This window comes from Actinocatenispora comari, from assembly GCF_017312725.1.
GTDB classification, from domain to species: Bacteria; Actinomycetota; Actinomycetes; order Mycobacteriales; family Micromonosporaceae; genus Actinocatenispora; species Actinocatenispora comari.
Genome location: NZ_BOPO01000037.1, coordinates 35,497 through 56,972, shown reverse-complemented (window position 1 = coordinate 56,972; position 21,476 = coordinate 35,497). Strand labels below are relative to the sequence as shown.

Genomic DNA, 21,476 nt, shown 5'->3' with positions numbered 1-21,476 from the left:
GACCCCGCCGAGCGGGCTGCCGGGTGTGGAGAGACTCATGGTGAATTCCTTCGTTGAGGCCGGGCGTTGACTCGGGGACGATGCTGACTCAGGACAGCCCGGCGCCGCCGGGGACCTGCGAGGCGCCGGTCACCACGTGGTCGATGAAGCCGTAGTCCTTCGCCTCCTCGGCGGTGAACCACCGGTCCCGGTCGGAGTCGGTCTCGATCTGCTCCAGCGTCTGCCCGGTGTGGCGCGCGACGCACTCCTGGAACATCTTCTTCGTGTACACCATCTGCTCGGCCTGGATGGCCACGTCGGCCGCCGTGCCGCCGATGCCGCCGGACGGCTGGTGCATCATGATCCGCGCGTGCGGCAGCGCGTACCGCTTGCCGGTGGTGCCGGCGCACAGCAGCAGCTGCCCCATCGAGGCTGCCATGCCGAGCGCGTAGGTCGCCACGTCGTTCTTGACGAACTGCATGGTGTCGTAGATCGCCATACCGGCGTAGACCGAACCGCCGGGCGAGTTGATGTAGAGCGAGATGTCGCGCGCAGGGTCCTCGGCGGCGAGCAGCAGCAGCTGGGCGACGACCCGGTTCGCGGACTCGTCGCTGACCTCGCTGCCCAGGAAGATGATCCGCTCCCGCAGCAGCCGGTTGAAGACCAGGTCGTCGAATCCGCCACCGGCGCCGGAGTCCGCGGAGCGCGCGGAAGGCGTGTACAGGTCAGTCATGTTGCGATCCTCTCGGCCCACACGGCACCGGTGGCGATGTGCCGGCCCGGCGCTGGTTTCGTCATCGACCCTAGCCGGTACGTGCGCCCGGCTGCCGCCGACGGGCCGGGTGTTCGCTCTCAGCGCATCGCCGCGGGCACGCAACGACAACCGGACGACAAACACCGACCGGCCCGCCCCCGGGACACGGGTGACGGGCCGGTCGGTGCAGAAACGAACCAGCTCACTCGGCCTTCGCCGCGGCCTCCTGCTCGGTCGCCTCGGCGGGCGCCTCCGGCGCCTCGGCCTCGGCGGCGTCGCCCTCGGGCGTGTCGCCCTCGGCGCGCGGCTCACCGGCCGGGTTGAGCACCGCGGTCAGGTCGACCTCGTTACCGGCCGAGTCGGTCACCTTGGCGTGCTCCAGCACCATCGACAGCGCCTTGCCGCGGCGCACGTCGGCCACCACGCCGGCGAGCTGCCCGGACCGAACCAGCTGGTCGGCGAACTGCTGCGGCGGTGCGCCGGCCTGCTGCGCCCGGCGCACGACCTCCTCGGTCAGCTCCTGGTCGTTGACGCCGACCTCCTCGGCGTCGGCCAGCGCGTCCAGCACCAGCTGGGTCTTCACCGCTTCCTCGGCGTTGCCCTTCAGCTCGGCGTCGAAGTCCTCCGCCGACTTCTCCTCGGCCGCAAGGTACTGGTCGAGGTTGGAGCCCATCTGCTCCAGCTGCTCGGACATGTTCTGCTTGCGGTAGTCGACCTCCTCGGTCACCACGCCCTCGGGGATCGGGACATCGGTGGCCGCGAGCAGCGCCTCCAGCGCCTTGTCCCGCGCCTGGTACGCCTGGTCGAGCTTCTTCTGCCGCTCGACCCGGCCACGGCTGTCGGCGCGCAGCTCGTCCAGGGTGTCGAACTCGCTCGCCAGCTGGGCGAACTCGTCGTCCAGCTCGGGCAGCTCCTTCTCCCGGACGCTGCGCACGGTGACCTCGATCTGCGCGTCCTCGCCGGCGTTCGGGCCGCCCACCAGCTTGCTGGTGAACGTCGCCGTCTCGTCCTTGCTGAGGCCGACGATCGCGTCGTCGATGCCGTCGAGCAGCTGACCGGAGCCGATCTCGTACGACATGCCGCTGGCGGTGCCGCCCTCGACCTCCTTGCCGTCCACGGTCGCGGCCAGGTCGATCGAGACGAAGTCGCCGGTCTGCGCCGGCCGCTCGACGCCCTTGAGGGTGGCGAACCGGTCGCGCAGCTGCGCGATCTGGGCGTCCACGTCCTCGTCGGTCACCGAGAACTCGTCGACCGTGGCGGTGATGGTGGACAGGTCGGGCAGGCTGATCTCCGGCCGGACGTCGACCTCGGCGGTGAAGGTGACCTTGTCACCGTCGTTCAGCTCGGTCACCTCGACCTCGGGGCGGCCGATCGCCTTGACGTCGTGCTCCTTGATCGCCGCCATGTACTGCTCCGGCAGCGCCTCCTGCACCGCCTCCTGCAACACGGCGCCACGACCGACCCGCTGGTCGATCAGCCGGGTCGGCACCTTGCCGGGCCGGAAGCCCGGAATGCTCACCTGCTGGGCGATGGTCCGATACGCCTTCTTCACGCTCGGTTCGAGCTCGGAGAAGGGCACCTCGACCGACACCTTCACCCGGGTAGGGCTCAACGTCTCGACGGCGCTCTTCACAGGGGTACTCCTCGGCAGGTGATCGGGTGCTTAACCACGGCGGTCTGATGTTCTGGACGTGCGCCCACGCGGGCAGACCCGCCGCTGACCGACCGAGTCTAGGCGAGCGCCACGGAACGCAACGACTCGGGCGCCCGACCGGCCGGATGGCACGACGACAACCAGCGTACGCCGGACCCGCCGTCACCCCGGCGCCGCCTCACGCCTGCTCACGCGGCCGGGGTCGCGTGCAGGTCGACGAAGCTGAACGGCGGCTCCGCACCCGGCCGGTAGACCACCACCGTCACCGGCGACTCGGGCCGCACCGGGCCGACCCGGTCCAGGATCGACGACAGCGGCTCGTCGGCCAGCGCGAGCACCAGGTGACTGCCGGCGCGGAACGCGACCGACCGGGCAAAACACCGAAACATCGGGTCCCGCAGCCGGCTCGCGTACTCCCGCGCGGCCCGCCAGGCGACGACCTCGGACACTCCTGCACCGTTCATCGTGTACCCATCGTGGCGCGCCCACCGAGACCCGAACACCGGCCAGGAGTCCCACCTCGGCGCGCCGTTGGGCCACCCCCACCGGTCCGAACCACCGATCCGACGCCGCCCGGCCGGACCGCACCGCCGATCCGGGCGCGGACCGTACCCGCGGGTGCGGCAGTACCGGAATGCGGCGTGTGCCGATCCGCAGGCTTCCGGTCCGCGGCAGCCTGGCCGGACACGACGCGACCCCGGCCGCCACGGTCGCGGTCCGGGGTCACGGTCACACCGGGTCGGGGTGGCGGGATTTGAACCCACGGCCCCTCGCTCCCAAAGCGAGTGCGCTACCAAACTGCGCCACACCCCGGGTGCCTGCGACAGTGTAGGCCGTCCCTCCTGGTGCCGCGCACACCGTCCGGGCGCTCCGTATGTACCCTGATGCGGCAGGCTCGGCATCGTCGCGCCAGCGCCGCGGGTGTAGCTCAATGGCAGAGCCCCAGCCTTCCAAGCTGGTCATGCGGGTTCGATTCCCGTCACCCGCTCCACACCAAAACCCCAGGTCAGGGCCACTCCCCCGACCTGGGGTTGATCATCTCCGCACCGCTGATCGGCGCCGCGTGCCATTAGCGTGCCATTACGCCACGGGCACCCGGGCACCAGCCGGACCGTCCTCCGGGTCGTCCCCAGCCTGGTCATCGCCGTCCTGAACCTCCGCCAACCGAGCGTCCAGCGCCGAGGCGATCGCCTGGTCAGCCTCGGTACTCGCGTGCTGGTAGATCAGCGCCGCGTTCATGCTGTCGTGACCCATCCGCGCCATCAGGTCACGGGTACTGACCCCGGCCGCCGCCGCCCACGTGTTGCCGGAGTGCCGCAGATCGTGGAAGTGCAGATCGGGCTTCCCGATCCGAGCCACGGCCTCCTTCCATCCGGACAGCTCGTTGAAGTTCGTCCGCTTCAACGGCGCACCCTTCGGACCGGTGAACACCAGCGCCGTCGCCTCCGCGTCCACGAACTCGTCCAGGTGCCGCCGCAGCACAGGCACCAGACCGGACGGGATGGACACGGTGCGTAACCCAGCCTTCGACTTGGGCGGACCGTAGACCAGCTCGCCGGACGGACGACGAACGAACGCGTGCCGGACGCGCACCGTGCAGGCGACCAGGTCCAGGTCCATCCGCTGCAACGCGGTGACCTCCCCGTACCGGAGACTCGCGAACGCCGTCAGCAGCACGAACGCGAACAGCCGGTCCGGCATTTCCCCCGCCAGGTCGTACATCTGCCGCACGGTCAGGGTCGGCCGCTCCGCCGGGGACTCGGTACCCGCGCCCGGGATGCGGCACGGGTTGCGCGGCAGGATGTTGTCTTCGTTCACGGCGGTCATCAGCACCGCCCGCAGCAGCCGGTACGCCTTCGCCAGGGTGCTGACCGAGCGCCCTTTGCCGAGCAGTTCGGCGCGCCATTCCCGCACCATCGCCGTCGACAGCTTGCCGAGCGGAACGCCACCCAGGTACGGCGTGATGTGGTTGCGCAGCAGCATCCGGTACAGCTCGACCGTCCGGGGCCGCAGATTCGGCCGCTGCGTCACCCACCGGTCCGCGTAGTCCCGCAGCAGCACCTTCCCCCGCTCCGGATCCACCCACTCGCCGCGTGTGATCTGCCCTTCAATGATCGACAGAGCCCGTAGCGCGACGGGCCGCGTCGGATAGGTCTCGGCGCCGTTCCGCATCCGACCGTCCGGACCCGGGTAGCGGATCTGGAACCGCCCTGACGGCAGCTTGCGCACGTTGCCGAAATGCCGGTGGCCTTCCTTGTTGGGCATCAGGCGACCTCCCGCATCCCGCGCCACACGTCAGAGACCGTCATGGCTTCCACGCGCCCGGCCTGCACGTGCGCCCACACGTCCGATGCCAGTAACCGAACGCTCCGGCCGACCTTGTGGAACGGGATCCGCCGCTCAGCGACGAGTCGCCGCACGTAACGGGTACTCATCGCCATCATCGCCGCCGCTTCCTCCACGGTCAGCACTCGCTCATCGTCCTTCATGGACATTCGATCCTCCCCAGATCGCTTACGCTGCAACGGTTTGCGTTGCCGAAAGCTGTTGCTGGACTTGCTGTTTGGCCGCGTCGAGTTGTGCCCGCCAGGCTTGCCGTTCGGCGATCTTGCGGAGGAAGTGCACGTGCGGTGGTGGCACGTCCGGATCGTCCCGGGAGGCCAACTCGTACTCGAACGGCGGAGGGTCGCCGGGCGCCTGGTCGTGCTCGCCGGCTGTGGCCTCGCCGGTTGCCGAAAGCGCCAGTAGCGCCTTGACCCATGCCTTCCGGTCGGCCCGGTGGTCGGACAGGGTCTTGTTCGACCACTGCCGGGAGACCAGGACCCGCCGTCCGGTGAAGCCGAGGGTGCGCCGCTGGTGCACCTTGCCCTTGCACCGTCCCGGCCGGGCCGTGGCTTTGGCGTTTTTGGGCTGCACCCCGTAGAGCAGCCAGTTCGCGCAGGTGGGCGAGCAGGGCAGGGTTTGCAGCTCGGCCGCCAGGCGGGCGAGGTGGTCTTCCTGCGCCCGCGAGCCCGGCGCTACCGCGTCGGTGATGTCCTTGGTGATGTACTTCGTGATGTAGCGGATCGTCTTCTCGGCGCTCTCGGAGCCACCCCGGACGCCCTTGACGTCGAGGGTGCCGAGCCGCACCACGTGCGCAGGCTCCGCGTCGGGGTCCTCGTCGAGAGCGTCCAGCGCCTCGTCCCAGGTCGGCAGCGCCGCGCCAGTTTCGGGGTCCCGGTAGGTCTTGGCATCCGGGTCCCACACCGGCACTGCCCCGTCCGGGTCGTACACCAGCTGGTCATGGGCGGGCCACCAGACCTGGTGGTAGGTCGCCGCGGCCACCTGCTTGACCAGCTTGCGGGCCAGTGCGCCCCGGACGGCGAAGTGCCCGTGTGGGGCCAGCCGCTTCTGCATCTCCACCGACCCCGCGTACTGCACGTTCCAGCCGACCGCACGCCGGAGGTTCTGCCAGAACCGATCGAGCACCTTGGCGAAGTGGATGCAGTCCAGCGCCGCGGCCCGGTAGTCGTAGCTGTCCGGGTCGACCGGGATCCCGACGCGAGGGTCGTGGGGGCTGTGCAGCTGTCCGCACTCGCACACCTGCACCGCACCGCGACGGCGGTAGGCGGAGTGGATCGGCCCGTACGAGCCGAGGGTGAGCGTCAGGAACATCGAGTCCCGGTGCTCCCGCCCATCCGACCCGATGTGCGGATGCGGGATCGTCCGGTTCGCCACCGGCAGCCGAGGCAGATCCGGCGCGTCCTGACGCCTCCTCGTGGACCGCTTCCGGGCAGGGGCCGACTCGTCGGGATCGGTGCCGTCCTTCCGACCGCCGGGCAGCACCGAGCCTCGGACACCAGCGGCGGTGATCTGCTCGTCTACCTGGTCGATCTCCGCGTCCAGCTCGCGCACCTGGTCCCACTCGGCGGCCATCACCACCGAGGTCCGGGCGAACTCCAGGACAGCCCGGTACTCGACCAGCTCCCGCTGTTCGTCGGTCGGAGCGTCCGGCGTGGTGACCGGCTCGTCGGTCAGGTGCCAGCCCTCCCGGATCTGCTGCATCCGCAGCCGGCGGTTCGCCTCCGCGCACGGTTCACACTTCGCCGCCGAGGTCGCGCCGCACGGGACCGGCACCAGCTCGGTTTCCCCGGTCGCGGTGTTGGTCCGGCGCAGCCACACCGGCTTGACGCACACCCCGAACTTCTTCGCCAGCTCAACCGCGACGTCCTTCGCGACCGGCTGCAGCAACCGAGCCGCCCGCGAGCCGGGACGCGGTTGGTCGTCTTGCCCGAGACCGGGCAGCGTCATGGTGTCCGTGGTGTTCATCGGCCGATCACCACCGGACGGCCGTTCGCGCGCCCTGGGACGACCGGACCCGACGGGGCCACCGGAGCAGCCGGGACCGTGGGCACCGGACGAGTCACCGCCGGAGCGGCAGGCACCGGAGCGGCAGGCGCAGCGGGAGGCTCCACCTTCGCAGGGGCCGGGACAGTGGCCTGTTCCTGTTGCGGGGCAACAGGTTCCGTCGTGCCGGAGGTCTTCGGGAGCCCGGAGAACACGAGCTTGACCAGCAGCATGAACGCCACCGCCGGCAGCGCCGCCAGACCCTTCGAGGTCAGAGTGTCCCCTGCCTGCGAGACCTGAGCACCCAGCGACAGCAGCCCGGAGGCGACCAGCAGGAGCACCGGGTAGGTGATCGAGCCGCCGGCACGACGCTTGCGGCGGATCTCCAACAGCGCACACGTGGGCATTAGCTCCGAGGCCACTGCGTTCGCCCAGCCAAACCAGTCGGCCGTCCCGTGCGGGAGCGCCTGCATCGTCCAGTCATGCATGTGCGTGAACGACGCGGCACCGGCCATGACGCCGATCGCGGCCATGATCCCGAGCCGGGCGACGTCCTCCACCCGCTGCGTCTTGCTTGCCTCAGCCATCACACCCCCTCTACTTCGTGTCGCGCTTGACGGGACGGGACAGGAACGCGGGCGGCTCCCCCGCGGTATCGAGGGCGTCGGCCAGTGCTTTGAACAGCGCCCACGCCTCAGGCACGGTCAGCGGAAGCCGCCGGTGCCGTGCCCCGATCGCGATCCACGCCGAGTCATCAGTCATCCGGACCGTGACTGCCGTGGACTTCTCCGAGCCGGGGACCCGGATGCGAAACAGCCGCGCCCCGTCGTTGTCTGCCGGTACCGCACTCATCACGCCGCCTCCGTCCCGTCCGAACCGCCCGCAGCCGACAGGCCACGCAGCTTCGCCAGTAGCGAGTCCGGCACCACCGGCGTCACATCAGCCGGCGGGCACTCCTCCAGCTCGACCACCTCCACCGGCTCGACCGGCCGGGCGTCGGCAGGTTCGGTCTCGTCCGCCTGGCCCTCGTTGCCGTCGCCGACGACGGGAGCTGCGGGGATGTCTTCGATGTCGTTGGAGTCGGTGGTGATCGGCGCGTACTCGCCGGCCATGGCCCGGATCTCGTCATCGGCGACGTAGGCCGCCCGGACGCGGAAGGGTTCCTTCTCGAACTCGCTCAGCGCGTAGCCCATGCCTGGCGTCGACAGCGAGATCTGATCGGCCAGCGCGCCGAGGTCGCGCATTCCGTCGCCCAAGACCATGTCGACCTGCGAGGGGGTGTCCAGGCAGAGCGCGAGTCGGTAGGTGAACAGGCCGCGCATCGGGATGATGTCCTTCGACGGCTCCTGCACCAGGCCCAGCACGGCCCAGCCGACTGCCGCACCCTTCGTCAGCAGCCTGCCGAGTGCGGTTTCGGCCCGGCGCCGGACCTCCATCGGCGCGTACGCGGTCAGCGTCGCCAGCTCGTCGACGACTACCAGGTGCAGCGGGTGTTCCATCGAGGGCGTGAACTTGCGGACGTTGCCTGCCAGTTCCGAGGCGACGCAGTCCATGTGGTCGGCTTCCGCCTCTAACAGCGCCACCATGGCTTCCAGCTGGTCCGCCTCGTACCGGGTGAACAGGGGCCGGCCGATGGACAGTTCCATGCCGCCCTTCGGGTCGATGCCCGACACCTTCACCAGCCCGCACCGGATCGCCGGCGCCAGGTAGCGCAGCACCGACCACAGCACCGAGCCCTTCCCCGCCCGGGACCGGCCCGCCACCAGCACATGCCGCCCCAGCACCGGCAGCGTCCACGGCGTCCCGTCCTCGCGGGTACCGACCGGCACCGCCGCCAGATCCAGCGGCACCAGGTCCTCACCCTCCGCGGCACGAGGGATCGGCAGCGCCGGAATGGTGGCCACCAGCACGTCCTTGCGCTGGAACTCCACCCACGCCAGGCCCGGCGAACCCGTCGACCGCACCCGGCAGTCCAGCGCCCGCGCCGCGTTGGCCAGCTCGGCGGACCGCTGCCGGATCGTGTCCACCGTCAACCCGGCCGGTACGTCGATCAGCAGCCGGTCTGCCGCCGGGGTGACCTCCACCCGACGGATCTGCGGGATCACCACCACATCGCCGCCCGGGTCGGACACACCGAGCCGGCACCGCATCATCCAGCCGTTCCAGCGCCGCCCGTACCGGATCCACCGGCGCTGCCACCGCAGCAGACGAGGCGTCACCCGCTGTGCGAACGAGGCAGGCCACGCGATGCGCCATACCACCGCGGCCGCAACCGGGGCCAAGACCACGCCGGCCAGCGCCCACCGGCCACCCAGCACCCCCGCCGTACCCAGCGTCGCCGTCACCGCAGTCGTACGAGGGTGCTGGATCGCGGCCTTCACCAGCCGGTAGCCGCCGACACCGCACCACACCGGCAGCCGCACCCAAAACGGCAGCGCCTCCACCAGCGAACGGCGTACCTCCACCGTCCGGCGACGGCTCGACATCACCAACCGCGTAGCCATTGACCCAACCCCTCCGCTAACCGTGCGTGACTGTGTTTGGGCATGAAGAAGGCCGCCCGCATGCGTGGTGCGTGACGGGCGGCCCTCGCCCTACCTTCCGTGACTTGTGCTGGCGCCTACTGGCCGGCGGACAACTTCCGCGCCAGGTGATCCAGGTTGTCGTTCAGCCGATCCAGCCACGCCCGGGACTGATCGGCCGGACGGTCCAGGAAGTCGTCTTCCGCCACCGACAACTTCCGGCCCAGCGAGGCGACCTCGTCCCGCGCCGACTGCACCGACGCCATCCACGAGCGCACCAGCGCCAGGCCCTCACCGTTACCCACCTTGCCCTGCAACGCCGTCCGGACCTGCCGCAACGCGTCGTCTGCCATTACTGATCTCCTCACCTGTTGACGAACACTCCGCTGACCCGCCGGACGAGCCGACCGGCCACCACGACCGACCGGACCAGCCGGCCGACCCACCGCCGGACGAGCCATCCCCGACCGACCCGCCGGCCGACGAGCGAACCCCGTCCGGCCACCCGAGCGCCGCACCGCCACCACGCCCCGATGTGGCAGCCCGTACCGCATCGACGCCACCGTCCTGCCGGTCCGGTAGGTCGCCCGCATCCACGCCCGCACCGGCACCGAACCCATCACCGAGTCCCGCACCTGCCACCGCACCCGGCGAGACATCGCCGCTGCCTGCCGAAGCCGCCGAGAGACATGCATCGCCGCCGCCCTTCACCGGTTCGCGTTCAGATGCCGCCGCACCTGCGCCAACCACGCCGACATCTCCTCCATCGGCCGCTGCGCCTCGACCACCCACCGCGACAGCCGGTCGTCCGCCAGCCCGCCCAACGACCGCGACAGTCGCGCCAACGCCACCTGCACCTCGTCGCACGCGCTCGCCCAGCCAGCCACCAACTCGTCGGCAGCCTCCGCCGAACCCCGCCGCGACACCTGCGCAGCCTGCCCGCCGGTCACGACTCGCTGCCCCGACGTTCCAGGCAGCGCAGCGCGTACGCCGCCGACTCCGCCCGCTCGACCACCTCCGCAAGATGCGACCGTGCCGCATCCCATCGGCCCGCCTTCGCGCAGCGCGGCAGTTTGTCCCACGCCACACACGCCAGCCACGCAAGGTGATCCAGCTCGTCCAACCAGTCCCTGTCGTCCACCGCACTCACCGCCCGCCCACAGCCGAGGCGAACAGCTCCGGCTGCACCACCGCCGGCACCGGACGAGCCGCAGAACCGTTGCCACGCCGCCGATTGCGTCGCTTGCCCGGGGCCGGCACGTGGTAGGTCATCGTGGGGAGCCACTGCCCGCGACCCAGCACCGGCAGCACGTCCGACCTACGCGACACCAGCTCGAACAGCTCCACCCGGTCCACGTGGCGATACCGCGCCAGCGTGCGAGCCAGCGCCGCCGCAGCACCAGCGATCTCGATCAGGGCCGCCACGCGCTGCGCATCCGACCCACCCGTCAGGTACGCCTCCCGGACCGCGTCGATCCCCGGCGCCGCCAACTGCGCTGCCGCCTGCCTCTTGGTCACCGCCACACCTCCGCATCCGTGCCGACCAACCCGGGCCGGGCCGCATCACGCAACCCGGCCCACGGCTGTGTCAGGCCGCCTTGTCCGAACGAGATGCCGACTTGCCGCCCGCCACCGCCGCGCGGTAGCCCTCGGCGCGGAAGATGTAGCCCAGGTATTTGAACTCGCCCTGCCCCATCACCCGCGGCTCCGCCGTCAGACCCTCCAGCTCGATGAACCGGATGTCGGTGCCCGCCGCCAGCTCCGGCGACTCCGGCACCGGCTGCACCGCCGCGGTGAACAGCAGTGCGAACGACGCCCGCTTGGCGTTGGTCTCCGACGGGTCGGTCACGTTCGCCTTCCACTGCAAAAGCCCCGTCGCCTCGTCGCGCTTCTGCACCTTCGGCGCGTTCTTGTTCGGGTTGTACTCGTAGTCCGGCACCACCGAACCGTTCTGCAGCAGGCCCTTCGGGAAGGCGATCTCGAACGGAGTCGGGAACCGCGTACCGCGCTCCAGCACTGCAACCACTCCTCTACTCGTGCCCTGCATCGGGCTTCTACGGCTCGTTCGCCGTGTCCGATCTACTTGTTCTGTAGATATGCACGACTCTAGCGACGTAGATATGCACGGTGCAACGCTACTCAGGAGTAACTTCGGGGAATTTCGGGAATCGCTACCGGGGAGCGCGCGCGAGCAGAATGCCCAGTACCGCCATGGCCACGACCAGCAGTACCGGCGCAGCGAGCAGCGGAGCTTGGAACCCGGCGGCACTCGCGATCAGCCCGCCGGCTACCGAGCCGAGCGGGGCGACACCGTTGCCGATCAGCCGGAACGCCGAGACGACGCGTCCGAGCAGGTGGTTCGGCACGGCCTGTTGCCGGGCCGAGACGACCGCGACGGTGACCAGCGTCGAGGCCGCGCCGAGCAGGACGAAGCCGGCCCAGGCGATCCACGGTGTCCCGGTCAGTGCGATGACCACCCACGCCGCAGCCTGCACCACACCGGCGCCGATGACGGCACCGCGGATACCGACCCGCCGAACGAGCGGGGTGGCGACCCAGCCGGCGATCACGGCACCGACGGCGGACGCGGCGATGAGGAGGCCGAAGCCGAAGTCGCTGACGCCGAGGCTGTCCTTCGCGAACAGCACCAGCGTTGCGTACGCGAGGTTGTAGCCGACGTTGTAGGCGGTCAGGCACAGCGCCAACAGCATCAGCTCGCGGCTGCGCAACAGGTACGCGAAACCCTCCCGCACCGCGCTGCGTAGGCTCTGCCGTTCCGGTACCTCCGGCGCCGGAGCCTTCCGCACACCGCCGAGGAAGCTGGCCGAGGCGACGAACGAGACCGCGTCGACCGCGAACGGAGCCCACGGAGCCAGCGCGAACGTGTACCCGCCCAGCGGCGGACCGACGAGCGTGCTGCCCACCGTCTCGCCGGCGAAGAGCTGACCGTTCGCCTTCGTCAGCGTGTCGCCCTCGCGCCCGACCACCTGCGGCAACAACGCCTGCGCCGCCGCGTCGAAGAAGCACTGCCCGGACACCACCAGGAACGCCACGACCGCCAGCGCGGCCGGAGAGGCGACGCGCAGCAGGACCAGACCGACGAGCGCAACGAGGGACACGGCGCGCAGCAGATCTGCCGTGATCATCACAGCCCGACGCGGGAGCCGGTCGACGATCGCGCCGGACCAGAAGCCCACCAGAAACCACGGCGCCGCAGCAGCCGCGCTGACGATCGAGACCGCGATCGGATTCCGGGTCAGGTACGCCGCCAGCAACGGGACCGCCACGGTGAACGCACCGTCGCCGACGCTGGACACCGACGCCGACCACCACACCAGCCGGAACCCGCGTCCCAGCCGGGTACGGGTCCGCTGTTGCGTCTGTCCGGCGACCGTCATGCTCCCTCACTTGGTGCGGGGCCGGCCGAGACCGACCCCGTTGGTACTACAGGTCGAACGCCCCGCGCTGCACGTCGCCGACGAAGCTGTTCCACGCTGCCGGATCGAAGGCCAGCACCGGGCCACGGCGATCCTTGCTGTCCCGCACGCCGACGGCCTCCGGTACGGCAGCGACCTCGACGCAGTTGCCGTCGCCGCTGCCGTTGCCCTTGCGCCAGGTCGCCGAGCTGAAATCGGGTGAGCTGTGCACGATGTGCCTCCAGGGACTCATGCGCGGTCTCGGTACGAGGCCGCAACCGATCGGACAAGCGCGAGTGAACCAGCGGGAGTCAGCGCAGAGGAAGACAGTTGCCCGAAGTAGTGACGAAGTGAACCCAGCGCGTTCGGATCCTTGACATGCACGTCCTGCGTGGTCGTCTCCACCAGCGCCTCAGCCTGTATCTCGTCGTCAAAGTCGAACACCATGAACGGGTGCTGCACGTAGGCGACCTGTTCCGCGTCGAGCGAGACGATGCGCAGATCCACGTTCGGCCGGTCGGCCAGCTCCGCGACCAGGTCGAGCTGTTCGGCCATCTTCGCGACCCCGAACGGCCGCCAGCGAAGCACCGCCTCCATCAGCACGATGCGGTACTGCGGGCCGGACGTGGACATCAGCGTTGCCCGGCGTGCCAGACGTTGCTCCACCGCCCGTTCGGTGTCGGTGGCGCCCGCCATCGCCGCGACCCGCTTCGCGTACGCGGGACTCTGGAGGTAGCCGGGCAGCAGGACTGGTTGGTAGTGCGCGATCTGCACCGCGGACGCTTCCAACGCGATGAAGTCGCGCTGCCGACGCGTCAACCCGGAGCGAGACGAGTTGCGCCAGCTCCCCGGTTCGCCGACGTTGACCGCCGCCAGGCCCAGCAGCCGCCGTGCCTCGTCTGGGTCGGCCCGCAGCACCGGCAGCAGCGCTTCGACGTCCTCAGCCCGAATCAGGTTCTTGCCAGCCTCGATCCGGCTGACCTTCGATTGGTGCCACCCGAGGGCTTGCGCGACCTGCTGGCCGGTGAGTGGGACGGCCGTTCGCAGCCGCCGCAACTCCTCGCCGAGCTGTCGACGCGCGGCAACCTGCGTCGGGTTGGCGGGCATCCAGCCACCTCCTCGTCGTTAGCCCGAGGCGAGTCACGGCACGTTCACCAGCCAGCGCGGCCATCCGTAGATATGCACACCGTACCGGCCTGCCGGCGACCACGCGAGACGCCGTCGGATCTCGGACTCAGCAGTACGGATCGATCGGAGGCAGCGTGACGGCACGGTCCAGATGGCCCGTACGAACCAGCACGTCGTTCGCCAACCGAACCGCGGCACACGGGTACGGCCATACGCAGATCCGGCATCGCACGCCGAGCGCCGAGCAGTAGGGCACATGCCGAGCCAGAACCAGGAACGCCGCAGCCACGCCCTCGGCGATCGACTCGTCCTCGGGAGCCTGTGTGGAAGGCGCCGGGGCGGGCGGGCAAGGGGGCACCCGACCACTCAGCCGGGCAGGGCCAGCACCCGCCCCAGCGCCGTTCACCGACTCGGAACCCGTGCCGTCGGACAGCCGAGCCCGCAGCGCAACCAGCGCACAGCACACCCGACGCAGCAGCACCCGCCCAGCACGTCCCCGAGTCATAACAACATCGTAGATATGCACGATGCTCTATCGCTACCCGGGTCGCTCACTTCGCCACGTTGGGTTGTCCACCACCGAGATACGCGCCCGGCACCGCATCCGCCGACACCGGACCGCCGCTACAAAGCAGACACGGTGTCTGACCCGAACAGTCCGTCGCCCGACGTGTCCGCCGATGCTCCAACGCCCGGTCCAGATCCGACACACCTGCCGTCGCGATCCGCCGCGCGTACCTCCGGCGTCTGCATGTACCAGGCACCAGCGCCGTCACCCGGAGCCGTTGAATGCCCACGATGCAAGTAGTCTCCACAATGTTTCCGCTGGCGCGTTGTCGCCCGGGCCGGTAATCAAGAATGTCAAGAATGCGACAACCAAAGAAACCGCCGCTACCAAGAGAGCTAATCGACCAGTCCTCATAGCGTCTATGGAACTACCGAGCGAAACGACTGCACCGAGTATCTCACGGTACTCGCGATCAGCAGCCGCCAGTTCTCGTGCGCTCACTAACTGACCGGTTCGAACCTCACGAATCAGCGACTTGGTCGGTTCAAAGATGCGCGGTGAATCGAACGCATATCGGATCTGGAAATATGCTCCATCTTCATCGCGCAGAGCAGAGGAGCCGACCCGTTCGACATCTCGGCTGACACTGCCGAGATCTAGACTTAAAGTAAGGACGTCCTTCCGCAGGCGCGCTATTTGTCGGGCGTTGAATTTTCCATGGCGCTCACGTGAAAAGTCACGAAGTTCCGCGTATCGTTGTCTCATTACGCCAAGATATCGCGCGATTGTAAGTTCTACAGCTATATCCGTAATGAAGTTGTCGACCTCGTGCGCTAGGCGATCGTCGGGTGAGATCTTTGGTGCAGTATTTCGAGACTCAAAGGCTCGCCTAGCGGCATCAGAGTTGCCCCAGAAGTTCCACACGCCATCGCTCTTAAATGACCGACAAAGCGTTCTATCGACACTTTCCAGACTGAATTCAGGTAGCAACTTCGTCGTGCGTTTGAGGATGTCAGTACCAACACCCAGCGCACGGAGTGCGTCATGAGCCACCAAATTACGAGCGCCTAGAATCTCAGAATTTGCCTTCTCGAAAACCATTAGTTCTATGAGTAACTGATTCTCCCCGCTCTCGGCGAAGAACCCCGGGCAATGCCTTGCAAGCCAGCTCCTCGCAGAGTCGTGCATGAGGTTCCTAGCTTCTTGAGTCCTCCTCCAGGTTGTCCACTTGCGATCTTCAGACCGACGTGCTCCATTCACTTTTACGAGTTCTGGCTCATATCTCCGCTTCCATGCCGTATCGACGAAGCCCCGCCCATATTCACTAGTATAAAACCGCGCACATACGGCCGTCAGGCTGGGGAGGACCTGAATCGCCTTAAGCTCTATAGAGTCAAAGAATGCTGGGAGCTTACGTCGCTGCGCTTCCGGAAACATCCACCGCGATTGGAATGACTGGACAGTTCCCAGATGCCACCATCGCTCGTACCTGCTCGCACGCGCAGAACTCAGTGCAACCTCGTTAGTCTGACCGAATGAGTACTTCGCTCGCTGACGATCCCACGCGTACTTATCTATCGCCGCAAACAGCTTCGAAACTTGACTAGGGGGAAACAATTCGATCAGCCAAATCGCCGGAGTTCGCACTTCCTCTCCGGCACCGATACTGATGTTATGCATGGGGTCATCCAAGCTCCATGCAACGTCGACATCATGTTCCCAATATCGAAGTAGCTCGTTGCAAATAGTCGTCAGCCCGTGCCTGGCGGACCGAGGCAATTTCTTTCCAAGCTTAGACCTTAGCACATTTTCCGTGACAGAGTAAGCTAAGTCGTACCAACGGTGCGAAGTGCCAATCTCCGGAACTGCAGCCCATGCATCCTTACGAAACGCGCCAATATCTCTTATTGGCTTCTTACCGGGTTCTGAAGTTCCGGATCCATCCTCGCCCATGGGCCAACTCGCCTCCCTGGTGTACGAAAGACCTAATCTAGTCGACCGCCATTGCCCGAGCACGATCTGAGCCAAGACCCGTAGAGTCACTGCCGAATTGGTCTCTACTGGATCAAGGCGCCGCTGACGCGGCGCAGGCGCCGGGCACGGTCCGGGAAGGCCCGCCCGCCTACGGCCTGGCGGCCTCGGCGGGCGGAAGGCCGGCCCGCACCCGGCGCCGCCGACGACGAGCAGCACCAGGACCAGGACGAGCTGCCGGGCACGGCCTTACGCTCGCCTCTGCGTGGCCACCGTTTCGCCGTGCTTACGGGCGAGCGCTGCCGCGATGGCCCAACATCGGGGCCATCTTGCCCCCGAGGATTCGCCGATCACGGTCCGCCGGACGCGACGAGCTACAGCGCAGCGCTCCGGCCTTCACCGCCTGGCCGTGACCGAGCACCGCGGCCCGAGCGCGCGCAGATCCAGGGCATGCCTCGGGCGGGGGCGCTCAGGCTCCGGGATGGACGAGGACAGCCGGGCGGGTGCGGGTCGGTGGCTGGTTGCCGAAGGCTGTCCATCCCGCCCGCCGACGGCAGACGGGATAGACAGTCAAGACGAGGTCAGCGTGGCTTTCGAGGTCGGCCTATACGGCGATCCCGGAGTTGCCGATCAAGTGCCGCCACTTCGTCCACCGACACGAGCATCCTGCCGTTCAGCTTCTTAGCGCTGGGAAGTTGCTTTGATCGGTACCAGTCGTAGATCCAGCGAGCCTCGATGCCGAGCAGTCGTGCAGCGTCGGACGCCCGCACAAGTTCCTGAGCTTCGTCTCGCTGTTCGTACTCGCCTTCCTCTTCCTGCATCTCGCCAGTGTCGATGCCGGCCATTCATGCCGCCAAGGCAACATGCCACACTCGGTGGATGGGCCGACCAGACATCAACAGCACTCATCGCGTGGGCGACCGGTTGCGAGCCCTCCTACTCGGCGTGAGCGCCACGGCCGCGATCTTGGCCGGCCTCGTCGGCCGGTTCAGCCTCGTTCAGTACCTCCTGATAGCAACCACCGCGTTGACCTGCGCTTTTGCTGAACTGGTTCCGAGCCTCTCGCAAAAAATGCCCAGAGTCGGAAACGCTCAGTAGAGCCTCTGCCAGGGCCAGCACGACGGGCCAAACTCGTGCCATTAACGTGCCATTAGCAACGGCCCATGAGGGGTGCTCCAGGCCACGAGCGGCCAGGTCGCGTCGCAGGTCAGCGCCCATGATCATCGGGTCGGGAGCGCCTTCCAAGCTGGTCATGCGGGTTCGATTCCCGTCACCCGCTCCAGAGCTCCCGCCCAGGTCAGGGCGGTCGTCGGATTTCGTTCCGCTAGGGTGGGGCGAGCGTCGCGTGTCGGTGGCAGGCCGTGCCAGGCATGGAGGCGTCGGATCCGAAGGAGTACGACGATGACCACGTCGTTCCCTTCGCCCTCACGTGGCTGAGGGCGAGAAGGCCAGGCTGATCGCCTGGAGCAGCGAACTGCGAGCGGTGCACCAGCGGCTGCGCGAAGCGCTGCGAGTCACCAGGGCGGCGCTGGATGCCGGCGCCGCGAACCATTCGATCGCACCGGACCTGCTGCTGTTCTGTCACGGCTTCTGCACCGCGCTGACCGGGCACCATCAGGGCGAGGACCGCGAGCTGTTCCCCGCCGTCGCCGCGGCCCATCCGGAACTTCGCGAGGTGCTCCGGAAGCTGACCGACGATCACGCGATGATCGGCCAGCTGATGGACGGCCTGCGGGCGGCGGCCGAGCGACGGGCTTCGCCAGGCGATCTCGAACGGCACCTCGAGGGGATCGCCGCCATCATGGAGTCGCACTTCCGGTACGAGGAGCGCCAACTACTCACGGTCCTCGACTCGCTCGCGCTGGACGCCGACCCGCACGACGTCCTCGGCCCCCTCTAACCTCCGACGAGGACCGACGCCCGGCGTCGCACTCCGACGCGGACCGACGCCCGGCGCCGGACTCGGACGCGGACCGACGCCCGGCGTCGCACTCCGACGAGGACCGACGCCCGGCGCCGGACTCGGACGAGAAAGACCGGCCGTGCCGTGCTCCGACCACGGCCCGGGGCGGCCACACCGGACTCTGACCGGGATCGGAGCGGCAGCGCCGGGGCGCCGGCGCGCTCACGCTGTTGCGGGGCAGCCGGCCGCCTCGCCGCCGGTACGGACGGTCGCGACGGGGCGGGCGAGGGCCGCCCGGGCCGGGGACGTGGTGTGCGCGGGCCAGGCGAGTACCAGGGTGACCGGTGCGGCGTCGAGCACCGGTACGCCGGTCAGATCGGGTCGGAGGGGCATCGCCGCCGGCAGCGAACGCGGTACCAGCGCGATCGTCTGCCCCAGCGCGACGAGCTGCAGCAGCTCGGCGACGGTCGCCGGCGCGGGACGGCGGCCCGCGGCGTCCTCCGCTGGCCGGCGCGACGGCTCGTCCCCCGGCCCGGGTAGGTACCCGGCGGGCAGGTCCGCGAGGCGCAGGCTCGCGCGGTGCGCGAGCGGATGGGACGCGGGCAGTACCGCCATCCGGCCGTCCCTGCGCAGCGTCTCGGTGCGGAAGCCGTGCAGGTCGTCGGCCGGGTCGAACAGCAGCGCGGCGTCGGCCCGCCCGTCGCGCAGCAGTTGCGCCCGCTCGGCGGCGAAGACCACCCGTACCGGCAGCGACTCCGGCTCGTGCGCGTAGGCGGCGAGGATCGGCGGCAGCAGGCCGAAGTCGCCGCCGGCCTTCATGGCCAGTACCAGGTGTGGGGTGGCGGTCGCGGCGCGCCGGGTCCGCCGGGCGGCCGCCTGCACGGCGGCAAGCGCGTGCCGCGCCTCGCCGGCCAGTACCCGGCCGGGCGGGGTCAACGTGACACCCCGGCTGCCGCGGTCGAACAGGACGACGCCGAGGCGACGTTCGAGCTTCTGGATCGTCCGGGACAGGGCCGGTTGCGCGATGCCGAGCCGGGTGGCGGCGCGGCCGAAGTGGAGTTCGTCGGCCACCACGAGGAAGTGCGCCAGCTCCCGGGTCTCCAGGGTTTCGCCCATGCCCGGAGGGTATCGGCCGAGGCGCAACGGGCCTTGGACACGAACCGCCCGCGGCTGGTGGAGTGGGGCCACCCCACGACGACCGGGAGGCCCGATGGAACCGCTCGTACCGACGGCGAGCCCGCGCGAGGTCCTGACGCGCTTTCGTACCGCGGCGATCGACCAGTCCGTCGACGACATGCGACGGCTGTACGCACCGGACGCGGTGCACGAGTTCCCGTTCCACCGGCCGGGCGTGCCGGCGCGGCTCACCGGTCGCGACGAGATCGTCGCGTGGACCACCGCGGGCTGGCGGACGCGGCGCATCGCGTACGACCGTTACCGCACCCTGGCCGTCCACGACACCGGGGATCCCGCGACGATCGTCGTCGAGCAGCAGGCGCTCGGGCGCAACCTCGCGACCGGCCACGAGTTCGCACTGCCGAACATCATCGTGCTGACCGCACGGTACGGCCGGATCACGCACCTGCGCGACTACGTCAACCTCGTCGCGGTCGACGCCGCGCTGTCGTCCTGACCGACCCGCGTACCTCCCGTGCCCGCGGCGGTCGTCGTTTCGGGGGGTTCGCTTGCGGGTAGAAACCGTGCAGATCGCTGCACCGTCGACCAAACGGCGAGGCAGCGGTCACGCGTCGGCGACGCGAGGTCGTCGGCCCAGGACGTTGGAGGCGACGTGCGCATCGGACGCATCGGCATCGTCGTGGTACTCGTCTGGCTCATCATCGGCGCGATCGCCGCGGCCCAGCGGGGCTACTTCGGCAGTTCGAAGGCACACTGCGGCACGGTCGGCAGCACCGTCGTGACGATCATCGCCGGCCCGCTCAACTATCTCGGCGTCAACCCGAAGATCAGCTGCCACGTCCCGCAACCCTCGAAGTAACCCTCCGCTGCCTGCCGGCCCCGCGCGTCGGTCGGGTCCGGCCGCCGGCCCGCGGGTCAGGTGGGGGTGTCGAGGAGGTCGAGGCCCAGCTGGGTCGGGGTGTGCAGGGCGGAGTTGCGGTACCGGACGGTGTGCACCAGGCCGGCCGCCCGCAGCACCGTGGCGTGCTGGCTCGCGCCGGCGGGCGAGACGTCGGCGAGCCGGGCCAGTTCGGTGGTGGTGCAGGAGGGGTGCGCGGCGATCGTGGTGAGGATCGCCGCGCGGGTCTGGCCGAGCAGCGCCGCGACCGCGGGTCCGGCCGGTTGCCGGGGTGTCATCGCGGTGAGCCAGGCCAGGGAGCGACCGCAGTCGGCGGGGTAGGCGAGGATCGGCTGCTGCGGGGCGTCGTCGTTGACGTACGCGCGGGGGGCGAACACCGACGGGGCCAGCACGATGCCCCGGCCGTCGAGGTACAGGTCGTGCTCGATGCCGGTGGGCATCCGGATCTCCAGTACCGGTGGGCGCCAGCGCAGCCACTCGGGGCTGGCGGTCGACAGCAGCCCCGCCACGCCGCCGTCCTGGAAGCGGCGCAGGCGGAGGGCACGGTCGGCCGCGTACACCTCGGTCAGCCGCGGCCAGTACGGCTGGAGCAGGCGGGCGAACAGTTGCTCGACCCCGGTGTGCAGGTGGGCCCGCAGTTCGGCGTCGTGTCCCAGCGCGACGGCCCAGGACGGCAGGCGGTCCCGGCACGCGATCTCGGCGAGTTGCTCGGCGACCACGGTGTCGGAGGTGGCCCGCGCGTACTCCAGCAGGTCGGCCGGGGTGCCGGGCAGGCCGGGCCAGCAGAACGTCGGCGCGACGTCGTTCGGCCCGCTCAGGGACAGGGCCATCCGGGCCGGCGAGGTCAGCTCCACGGCGGAGCGGCGGCGCCACGCCGCCAGCCGTGCGGGGCCGCCGCGGTCCTGCACGGCCCGGACCGCGAGCTGCAGTTCCAGCAGCGGCAACGGTTCCGGGGACACCCGGGTCCGGGCGAGGTCGTGCGCGGTGAAGTGGATCCGGTACACGAAACCCCCCGAACGTGATGAGCGATGCCGCCTTCGATCATCCCGCGAAATGTCCACCTTCAGCCTGGGCTGAAGGTTGTCGTGATTCCGACTCGGCGGGCACAGACTCGAACCGCGGGTCGCCCGTACGCCGGGGCCGACCGCGCGGCGCCGGCGGCGACGAGACGGGGGCCGGTGGTACCGCGGGGTCCCCCGGCGTGCGCGGCCACTCGGACACCGCGCCCGGCCGGAGAACCGCCATCGGCACACCACGGCGCCACGGACACGCAGCCCCTC

General features: G+C 69.3%; 24 protein-coding genes and 2 tRNA genes. 4 read left to right on the top strand and 22 right to left on the bottom strand.

Features of this window, described 5'->3' with window-relative positions:
• Positions 1 to 88: 88 nt before the first annotated feature.
• The 4 genes from NUM_RS11715 to NUM_RS11700 form a co-directional block, all read right to left on the bottom strand.
• On the bottom strand, positions 89 to 712 hold the full coding sequence (locus NUM_RS11715; protein ID WP_207124830.1) for a ClpP family protease: 624 nt from the start codon (positions 710 to 712) through the stop codon (positions 89 to 91).
• Positions 713 to 935: 223 nt separating this feature from the next.
• A complete protein-coding gene (gene tig, locus NUM_RS11710) occupies positions 936 to 2,366 on the bottom strand; it encodes a trigger factor (protein WP_207124829.1) in 1,431 nt (476 codons plus the stop codon).
• Positions 2,367 to 2,575: 209 nt separating this feature from the next.
• Positions 2,576 to 2,851, bottom strand: a complete 276-nt coding sequence (locus tag NUM_RS11705) for a hypothetical protein (protein ID WP_207124828.1) — start codon at positions 2,849 to 2,851, stop codon at positions 2,576 to 2,578.
• Between the two features lie 275 nt (positions 2,852 to 3,126).
• Positions 3,127 to 3,200, bottom strand: a tRNA-Pro gene (locus NUM_RS11700).
• A 104-nt stretch (positions 3,201 to 3,304) separates the two neighbouring features.
• Between NUM_RS11700 and NUM_RS11695 the strand changes: the two genes are divergently transcribed.
• Positions 3,305 to 3,378: transfer RNA gene (locus tag NUM_RS11695), tRNA-Gly, on the top strand.
• 89 nt (positions 3,379 to 3,467) lie between these two features.
• Here the strand turns inward: NUM_RS11695 and NUM_RS11690 are convergent.
• The 16 genes from NUM_RS11690 to NUM_RS11615 all read right to left on the bottom strand — a co-directional run bounded on the left by NUM_RS11690 (position 3,468) and on the right by NUM_RS11615 (position 17,079).
• Positions 3,468 to 4,652 (bottom strand): tyrosine-type recombinase/integrase, encoded by a 1,185-nt coding sequence (locus NUM_RS11690; RefSeq protein ID WP_207124827.1) that lies wholly within the window; start codon positions 4,650 to 4,652, stop codon positions 3,468 to 3,470.
• Positions 4,652 to 4,882 carry an excisionase family DNA-binding protein gene (locus tag NUM_RS11685; protein WP_207124826.1) on the bottom strand — a complete coding sequence of 77 codons (231 nt, stop codon included), beginning with the start codon at positions 4,880 to 4,882 and terminating at the stop codon, positions 4,652 to 4,654. Before NUM_RS11685 ends, NUM_RS11690 begins: the two co-directional genes overlap by 1 nt.
• Before the next feature lie 19 nt (positions 4,883 to 4,901).
• Positions 4,902 to 6,695 carry a replication initiator gene (locus tag NUM_RS11680; RefSeq protein WP_207124825.1) on the bottom strand — a complete coding sequence of 598 codons (1,794 nt, stop codon included), beginning with the start codon at positions 6,693 to 6,695 and terminating at the stop codon, positions 4,902 to 4,904.
• Entirely contained in the window at positions 6,692 to 7,300 is a 609-nt protein-coding gene (locus NUM_RS11675) for a hypothetical protein (RefSeq protein WP_207124824.1), read from the bottom strand. The genes NUM_RS11680 and NUM_RS11675 overlap by 4 nt, the downstream gene beginning before the upstream one ends.
• A gap of 10 nt (positions 7,301 to 7,310) precedes the next feature.
• The gene (locus NUM_RS11670; RefSeq protein ID WP_051802590.1) at positions 7,311 to 7,565 is read right to left on the bottom strand and encodes a hypothetical protein; all 255 of its coding nucleotides are present in this window, start codon (positions 7,563 to 7,565) and stop codon (positions 7,311 to 7,313) included.
• Positions 7,565 to 9,217 (bottom strand): cell division protein FtsK, encoded by a 1,653-nt coding sequence (locus tag NUM_RS11665; RefSeq protein ID WP_207124823.1) that lies wholly within the window; start codon positions 9,215 to 9,217, stop codon positions 7,565 to 7,567. Before NUM_RS11665 ends, NUM_RS11670 begins: the two co-directional genes overlap by 1 nt.
• 116 nt (positions 9,218 to 9,333) lie before the next feature.
• On the bottom strand, positions 9,334 to 9,588 hold the full coding sequence (locus NUM_RS11660) for a hypothetical protein (RefSeq protein ID WP_207124822.1): 255 nt from the start codon (positions 9,586 to 9,588) through the stop codon (positions 9,334 to 9,336).
• A 354-nt stretch (positions 9,589 to 9,942) separates the two neighbouring features.
• Complete coding sequence (locus NUM_RS11655) at positions 9,943 to 10,161, bottom strand: hypothetical protein (protein ID WP_207124871.1); 219 nt, start codon at positions 10,159 to 10,161, stop codon at positions 9,943 to 9,945.
• A 20-nt stretch (positions 10,162 to 10,181) separates the two neighbouring features.
• Positions 10,182 to 10,376, bottom strand: a complete 195-nt coding sequence (locus tag NUM_RS11650) for a hypothetical protein (protein ID WP_207124870.1) — start codon at positions 10,374 to 10,376, stop codon at positions 10,182 to 10,184.
• Between the two features lie 5 nt (positions 10,377 to 10,381).
• Positions 10,382 to 10,753, bottom strand: coding sequence for a hypothetical protein (locus tag NUM_RS11645; protein ID WP_207124869.1), 372 nt, complete (start codon positions 10,751 to 10,753; stop codon positions 10,382 to 10,384).
• Between the two features lie 70 nt (positions 10,754 to 10,823).
• Positions 10,824 to 11,252, bottom strand: a complete 429-nt coding sequence (locus tag NUM_RS11640) for a hypothetical protein (RefSeq protein ID WP_225918505.1) — start codon at positions 11,250 to 11,252, stop codon at positions 10,824 to 10,826.
• A 154-nt stretch (positions 11,253 to 11,406) separates the two neighbouring features.
• Positions 11,407 to 12,633 carry an MFS transporter gene (locus NUM_RS11635; protein ID WP_207124820.1) on the bottom strand — a complete coding sequence of 409 codons (1,227 nt, stop codon included), beginning with the start codon at positions 12,631 to 12,633 and terminating at the stop codon, positions 11,407 to 11,409.
• A gap of 46 nt (positions 12,634 to 12,679) precedes the next feature.
• A complete protein-coding gene (locus NUM_RS11630; RefSeq protein ID WP_207124819.1) occupies positions 12,680 to 12,904 on the bottom strand; it encodes a DUF397 domain-containing protein in 225 nt (74 codons plus the stop codon).
• A complete protein-coding gene (locus NUM_RS11625; protein WP_207124818.1) occupies positions 12,901 to 13,758 on the bottom strand; it encodes a helix-turn-helix domain-containing protein in 858 nt (285 codons plus the stop codon). The genes NUM_RS11630 and NUM_RS11625 overlap by 4 nt, the downstream gene beginning before the upstream one ends.
• A gap of 793 nt (positions 13,759 to 14,551) precedes the next feature.
• Positions 14,552 to 15,475, bottom strand: a complete 924-nt coding sequence (locus NUM_RS11620) for a hypothetical protein (protein WP_207124817.1) — start codon at positions 15,473 to 15,475, stop codon at positions 14,552 to 14,554.
• 1,364 nt (positions 15,476 to 16,839) lie between these two features.
• Positions 16,840 to 17,079 carry a helix-turn-helix domain-containing protein gene (locus NUM_RS11615; RefSeq protein ID WP_207124816.1) on the bottom strand — a complete coding sequence of 80 codons (240 nt, stop codon included), beginning with the start codon at positions 17,077 to 17,079 and terminating at the stop codon, positions 16,840 to 16,842.
• A gap of 608 nt (positions 17,080 to 17,687) precedes the next feature.
• On the opposite strand from NUM_RS11615, the gene NUM_RS11610 reads away from it, so the two are divergent.
• Complete coding sequence (locus NUM_RS11610) at positions 17,688 to 18,158, top strand: hemerythrin domain-containing protein (protein ID WP_207124815.1); 471 nt, start codon at positions 17,688 to 17,690, stop codon at positions 18,156 to 18,158.
• A gap of 225 nt (positions 18,159 to 18,383) precedes the next feature.
• Here NUM_RS11610 and NUM_RS11605 read toward each other — a convergent pair whose 3' ends face one another.
• Positions 18,384 to 19,277, bottom strand: a complete 894-nt coding sequence (locus NUM_RS11605) for a LysR family transcriptional regulator (protein WP_225918504.1) — start codon at positions 19,275 to 19,277, stop codon at positions 18,384 to 18,386.
• Between the two features lie 94 nt (positions 19,278 to 19,371).
• On the opposite strand from NUM_RS11605, the gene NUM_RS11600 reads away from it, so the two are divergent.
• Together NUM_RS11600 and NUM_RS11595 are read left to right on the top strand one after the other, a co-directional pair.
• The gene (locus tag NUM_RS11600; protein ID WP_207124814.1) at positions 19,372 to 19,794 is read left to right on the top strand and encodes a nuclear transport factor 2 family protein; all 423 of its coding nucleotides are present in this window, start codon (positions 19,372 to 19,374) and stop codon (positions 19,792 to 19,794) included.
• A 156-nt stretch (positions 19,795 to 19,950) separates the two neighbouring features.
• Positions 19,951 to 20,157 (top strand): hypothetical protein, encoded by a 207-nt coding sequence (locus tag NUM_RS11595; RefSeq protein WP_207124813.1) that lies wholly within the window; start codon positions 19,951 to 19,953, stop codon positions 20,155 to 20,157.
• A gap of 56 nt (positions 20,158 to 20,213) precedes the next feature.
• Here the strand turns inward: NUM_RS11595 and NUM_RS11590 are convergent, their stop codons facing one another.
• Entirely contained in the window at positions 20,214 to 21,200 is a 987-nt protein-coding gene (locus NUM_RS11590) for an ArsR/SmtB family transcription factor (RefSeq protein WP_207124812.1), read from the bottom strand.
• Positions 21,201 to 21,476 lie beyond the last annotated feature (276 nt).